The sequence below is a fragment of the Arthrobacter sp. MP_M4 genome, from assembly GCF_035984855.1.
Taxonomy (GTDB): domain Bacteria; phylum Actinomycetota; class Actinomycetes; order Actinomycetales; family Micrococcaceae; genus Arthrobacter.
Window position 1 is genome coordinate 59,122 of the sequence record NZ_JAXCHX010000025.1, and the last position, 6,582, is coordinate 65,703.

Sequence of the window (6,582 nt, forward strand, 5' to 3'; positions counted from 1 at the left end):
CGCCGATCGATCGGTGTGGCTGCTTCTTCCGTTCACGGTACCCCGCAGCCAACGGGCTGTCTGCTGAAACCCCGCGACGTTCGCTGTCGGCAAAGAGCGACCGCGGCAGCCGAGCGCGTAGTGTTAGAAGCTGGAATATTGGCAGGCGGAAACCGCGGCGCAGGCCGTGGACGCGGTGCGCTGTTTGCGGGGTCCACAGGTTCCCGGAGCGCCGGCACGGAGAGGTCTTTCATTGACGATAACTCAGGGTGAGCAGCCCGCCAGCGGGCAGTCTGCCGGCCAGCCGCGCCGCCGTCGGGCCTTCACCGCCGGATCAGGCCAGGACCGCAGACAGGACAAGCGGGCTTCGGCGATGCTCGTCTCCGGGCTGCTCGCGCTGGGACTGGGTGTCACCGCCTTGTCCCTGCCTGTGCCCTATGTTGTCGAGTCGCCCGGTCCCACGTTCAATACCCTGGGCAAGGACAACGGAACGCCGGTCATCAGCGTCACGGGCCATGAGTCCTTTCCCGCCGAGGGCAACCTGGACTTGACCACGGTCTACGTCGACGGCGGTCCCAACGGGCCCGTGACAGTCTTCGAGGCGTTCTCTGCCTGGCTTAGCGGCGCCAAGGCCGTTTACCCCGAGGAACTCATCTTTCCCACCGGCGTAACAAAGGAGCAGTCCCAGCAGGAAAGCGCCGTCGCCATGACCACCTCACAGGAAAATGCCGTCGCGTCAGCGCTGACCGAACTAAGCATCCCGTTCGAGCAGAAAATGCAGATCGCGGCCATCCCGGAGGGCTCCGCCTCCGCCGGCAGGCTCCAGGAAAATGATGTGCTCGTGTCCATCAACGGCAAGCCGGCGACCGCGTTGAGCGTCGTGCAGGCCGAACTGGCGGCCGGCAGCGGCGCCCCGGTGAATCTCGTCGTCGACCGCGACGGCAGCAACGTTCCCGTCAGCATCACGCCGTCCAAGACTCCGGCCGGCCGGTTCATCCTGGGGGTCATGCTGCAGTACAAGTTCAATTTTCCCTTCGACGTCAAAATCTCCTTGGACAAGGTGGGCGGTCCCAGCGCCGGCATGATGTTCGCACTGGGCATCGTGGATACCGTCACGCCGGGTGACCTGACCGGCGGCAAACACGTCGCCGGCACCGGGACGATCACCCCGGACGGTGCCGTTGGCCCGATTGGCGGCATCGGCCAGAAGATGCACGGTGCACGCTCCGGCGGTGCCACCTTGTTCCTGGCTCCGGCCGCCAACTGCGATGACGTGGTCGGTCACATCCCGGACGGACTGCAGGTGGTCAAGGTTGAAACCCTCACCGACGCGCGGAAAGCGGTGGAGCTCGCAGCGTCCGGGGCCGACACATCAGGGCTTCCGGTTTGTTCCACCAACTAGACTGGCCGCGGAACTAAGATCCATTGCCACTCGTGGCACTTTATGACGGCATTCGCCCTGCCGGGGCAGCGCCGGCGGCGGCTATGATTCAGCAACCCCAGGTTGCCACATGGGACCGCCGCACCGATAACTAAAAACCCAGTAACTGACGACCAGCTATGAGGTACCAAGTTTGTCCCGTCCCGCCAGCACCGTCCCACCCGGAAGACCACAGCAACGAAGAGGCGCCCTGACGCCGACGTTGATTGTTGTGGCCATAATCGTCGTCGGCTTCATCTTCTTCGCCAATGTCTGGACGGACGTCCTTTGGTACCAGCAGCTGGGCTTTTTTGAAGTTTTCCTGACCGAGAACCTGTCACGCATCGCTATCTTCCTGGCCGGGTTCGCGCTCATGTTCGCCGCCGTCTTCTTCGCCATCCGCATCGCGTACCGGTCCCGTCCCGTGTACGCGCCGGACTCGGAGATCCGGGACAACCTGAACCGCTACCAGATGCAGCTTGAACCAATCCGCCGCGTCGTCATGATCGGCCTGCCCGTCCTCTTCGGGCTGTTCGCCGGAAGCGCCGCGGCCAGCCAATGGCAGAAGGTGCTCCTGTTCCTGAACCAGGAGCCTTTCGGTCAGACCGATCCCCAGTTCGGTCTCGACATCAGCTTCTACCTGATGACCCTTCCGTTCCTGGGCTTTGTCACGGGATTCCTGATCAGCGTCGTCATCGTCGCCGGTATCGCCGGCGTCCTGACGCATTATCTCTACGGCAGCATCCGGATCATGGAGCGCGGCATCTTCACAAGCCGTGCAGCGCAGATCCACCTCGCCGTCTCCGGCGCCGCGTTCCTTCTCCTGCTCGGCGTCAATTTCTGGCTCGACCGGTACTCCTCCGTGCAGAACAGCGGCGGCCGTTGGGCCGGGGCGCTGTACACGGACGTCAACGCTGTCATTCCCACCAAGTCCATCCTGGCCGTCGCCGCAGCCCTGGTCGCCGTGCTGTTCATCGTCGCTGCCGTGATCGGGAAATGGCGGCTGCCTGTCATCGGCACCGCCATGCTGGTCATCACCGCCATCCTGGCCGGCGGGGTCTACCCGTGGGTCATCCAGCAGTTCCAGGTCCGCCCCTCGGAGCAGACGCTGGAAAAGAAGTACATCGAGCGCAACATCAGCCTGACCCGCTCCGCGTATGGTTTGGATAAGATCCAGGAAACCCGGTACAACGCCACCACCAACGCCACCAGTGGCGCACTGGCCCCCGACGCGCAGACCACAGCCAACATCCGGCTGCTGGATCCAAACTTGATCTCGGATGCGTTCTCCCAGCTTGAGCAGTACCGGCCGTACTACCAGTTCCCGAGCGCACTGAACGTGGACCGCTACGAGGTGGATGGCAAGATCCAGGACACCGTCATTGCGGTCCGCGAACTCAACCCGGACGGGCTGAGCGCCAATCAGCAGTCGTGGCTGAACCGGCACGTCGTCTACACCCACGGCTACGGCGTTGTCGCTGCCAAGGGCAACAAATTCACTGTGGACGGCAAGCCCGACTTCCTGCAGTCCGGAATTCCGTCCACCGGCGTGCTCGGCGATGATTCGACCTATCAGCCGAGGGTCTACTTCGGTGAGAACTCGCCTGACTACTCCATCGTCGGTGCACCCGACGGTGCGCAGCACCGCGAGCAGGACCGGCCTGCCGCCAAGGAAGGCGACGGCGAAACGCAGTACACCTTCACGGGCGACGGCGGCCCGAACGTGGGCAGCTTCTTCAACAAAGTCCTCTACGCGATCAAGTTCCAATCTTCGGACATGCTGCTCTCCGACGGTGTGAATGCCGAGTCCCAGATCCTCTACGACCGCAATCCCCGCGATCGCGTCGAGAAGGTTGCCCCGTACCTCACGGTGGACGGCAACGCCTACCCGGCCGTCGTGGACGGGCGGGTGAAGTGGATCGTGGATGGCTACACCACCAGCCAGTACTACCCTTACTCCCAACAGGAGCAGCTCTCCGCGGCCACCACGGATTCCCAGACAACCTCCGGGCGGACAGCCTCTTTGCCGAACACCTCCGTTAATTACATCCGCAACTCGGTCAAAGCCACCGTGGATGCCTACGACGGTAAAGTCACGCTCTACGCATGGGACGACCAGGATCCGGTCCTGAAGGCGTGGCAAAAGATTTTCCCCACGTCGCTGAAGCCGTACTCGGAGATGTCCGGGGCGCTCATGAGCCACGTCCGCTACCCGGAGGACCTCTTCAAAGTCCAGCGGGAACTGCTGGGCCGCTACCACGTCACCCAGGCGGACAATTTCTACACGAACAACGATGCCTGGAGCGTCCCGAACGATCCCACGGTCCAGGATGATGTCAAACAGCCGCCGTACTACATGTCCCTGAAGATGCCGGACCAGGACAAACCGGCCTTCCAACTGACCTCGTCCTTCATCCCGCAGGTGGTCAACGGGGCGGCCCGCAACGTGCTGTACGGCTTCCTGGCCGCCGACTCCGACGCCGGCAACCAGAAGGGCGTGAAGGCGGAGAGCTACGGCCAGCTGCGGCTGCTGCAAATCCCGCCGGAAGCGAATGTGCCCGGCCCCGGCCAGGCCCAGAACAAGTTCAACTCGGACCCGACCGTCTCGCAGGCGCTGAACCTGCTGCGCCAGGGCGCGTCGGCGGTGCTCAACGGCAACCTGCTGACCCTGCCGGTGGGCGGCGGCATGGTGTATGTCCAGCCCGTCTATCTGCGGTCCACGGGTGAGACATCGTATCCCACGCTGCAGCGCGTGTTGGTGGCATTTGGTGACAAGATCGGCTTCGCTCCGACCCTGGATGAAGCCCTGAACCAGTTGTTCGGCGGCGAGTCGGGAGCCAGCGCGGGCGATTCTGCCAACAATGGGCAGGCTCCGGACACGACGGCGCCGGGCGGCACCACGCCAACCCCGGGCAGCACGGACGCCAAGGCGGAGCTGAAGGCGGCGCTGGATGAGGCAAACGCCGCGATCCGGGCCGGCCAGGATGCCCTCGCCAAGGGTGACTTTGCGGCCTACGGTGACCAGCAAAAGAAGCTCTCCGCGGCCCTCCAGCGGGCCATCGACGCCGAGGCAAAGATCGCAACGCCGGTCCCCGCCCCAACGGCGACGCCGGCCCCGGAGGCCACCCAGCCGGCCGCCACACCGGCACCGACCCCCAGCGGCTGACGCAGGCCAGCTATCGGTCCCGGGCCGGGTTCGTGCTTCTTCAGAGCGCGAACCCGGCCCTTCCGCGCTCATGCGCCAGATGCCCCCGGCCAGCAACCTGTCCCGGGCGGACACAGGGAGACGCACATCACGGGACGTCAATTTGGCCTCATGTTCGCCGGCAGGTAGAGTTGATCTTGCGACGCGGGGTGGAGCAGTTCGGTAGCTCGCTGGGCTCATAACCCAGAGGTCACAGGTTCAAATCCTGTCCCCGCAACTGAAGAGAAGGTCCGGAACACTGGAAAGTGTTCCGGACCTTTTCGTTTAACCGCGCCCGGGTAAACTTATGGCGGCCGCTGGCGTTCGTGACTGCCCGCAGCGGGCTGGTCCGGGTGGCGCGAAAAGTAAGGTAGTGTTGATCTTGCGACGCGGGGTGGAGCAGTTCGGTAGCTCGCTGGGCTCATAACCCAGAGGTCACAGGTTCAAATCCTGTCCCCGCAACTGAAGAAGAAAAGGAAAGGCCCGGATCTGCTTAGGTTCTAGCGGTCGTTGCAACACCCGATATTTTGGGAGTTGCAACGACCGTGTTGTCTTTAACGAAGGAAGCTGTCGGCGGGAGGAAATATACGCCGGAGCAGAAGGATCAGTTCTTTGCTGTTTTGGACCGGGTCGGGAGCGTGACTGCTGCCGCCGCGGAGCTCGGGCTCAACCGGATGACGTGCTACAAATGGGTCCACAAGTCAGGCGCTCCCGGTGTAACGGCAGGGAAGCGGCAGTCCTCCGGGCGGAGGAAATACACGCAGGAGCAAAGGGATGAGTTCTTCGTGGTTCTGGGGCGTGTCGGCAGCGTGGCGGCTGCTGCCGCGGAACTCGGACTGAACCAGAACACCTGCTACCAGTGGATGTCCACGGCTGGCATCGCGGGCAAGGCTAAAGGCCGTGCCAGGCGTGAGGAGTACTTCCGGCTGCGCAGTGCCGGTGTGGGCCGGCGGGAGGCGGCCAAGACGGTCGGGGTGCATCTCCGGACCGCAGAGGAGTGGGATTCCGGGATCCGGAAGTCCAACAGCCGACGCATTTACCCCGATGGACGGGTTGTCGGTTACAAACGTGGTGTGACCACCTTGACTGCTCCCGCCGGGGCGACCGGAAAGCTTCCCGGCCTGCCGGTACCGCTGCCGGCGCTGGAGAAACCCATTGACCCGCGCTACCTGTCGTTGCCCGAACGCGAGACGATCCGGGACCTGTCAGCATCGGGTTCCTCGCTGAGGACGATTGCACAGATCCTGGGTCGTTCGCCATCGACGATCAGCCGTGAACTGGGCCGCAATGCCGATCAGGTGTTGGGCTACCTGCCGCACGGGGCGCACCGGAAAGCGGCTGCCCGCAGGACACGCCCCAAGCTGGCCAAGCTGGCCGGTGACTCGATGCTGCGAGGCTATGTGAAGGACAAACTAGCCATACGCTGGTCTCCGGAACAGATCAGCAACACCCTCGTCGAGGAGTTCCCCGACAACCCGGAGATGCGCGTGAGCCACGAGACGATTTACCAGTCTCTCTATCTGCAGGCCCGGGGCGGACTCAAACGCGAAATCCAGGCCGCGCTGCGCACCGGCAGAGCTCGCCGCAAGCCCCAGCGCAGCGGAGAAGAGCGCACCTCCCGGTTCGCGGACCCGATGGTCATGATCTCCGAGCGTCCACCCGAAATCGAAGACCGCGCCGTGCCTGGCCATTGGGAGGGTGACCTGATCACCGGCGCCTACAACCAATCCGCGATCGGTACCTTGGTCGAGCGCGCCACCCGGTACGTGATGCTCGTCCACCTGCCGGTGGACCACTCCGCCGAAGCCGTACGGGACGGCCTCATCGCCACGATGTGCACCCTGCCGGCACACCTGCGTGGGTCCCTGACCTGGGACCAGGGCGCCGAAATGGCCCGCCACAAGGCCTTCAGCATGGCTACGGACATGGACGTCTACTTCTGTGACCCGGCCAGTCCCTGGCAGCGCGGCTCGAATGAGAACACCAATGGGCTGTTGGA

The 6,582-nt window shown here is 63.9% G+C and carries 3 protein-coding genes and 2 tRNA genes; all 5 read left to right on the forward strand.

Features of this window, described 5'->3' with window-relative positions:
* The first annotated feature begins 232 nt into the window (after nucleotides 1-232).
* On the forward strand, nucleotides 233-1,381 hold the full coding sequence (locus RCH15_RS15865; RefSeq protein WP_326961627.1) for a YlbL family protein: 1,149 nt from the start codon (nucleotides 233-235) through the stop codon (nucleotides 1,379-1,381).
* Between the two features lie 172 nt (nucleotides 1,382-1,553).
* Entirely contained in the window at nucleotides 1,554-4,565 is a 3,012-nt protein-coding gene (locus tag RCH15_RS15870) for a UPF0182 family membrane protein (RefSeq protein WP_326961628.1), read from the forward strand.
* Between the two features lie 182 nt (nucleotides 4,566-4,747).
* Nucleotides 4,748-4,821: transfer RNA gene (locus RCH15_RS15875), tRNA-Met, on the forward strand.
* 150 nt (nucleotides 4,822-4,971) lie between these two features.
* A tRNA-Met gene (locus tag RCH15_RS15880) sits at nucleotides 4,972-5,045 on the forward strand.
* 479 nt (nucleotides 5,046-5,524) lie between these two features.
* Nucleotides 5,525-6,582, forward strand: a 1,058-nt coding sequence (locus RCH15_RS15885) for an IS30 family transposase (RefSeq protein ID WP_326961632.1), incomplete at its 3' end; no start/stop codon positions are given.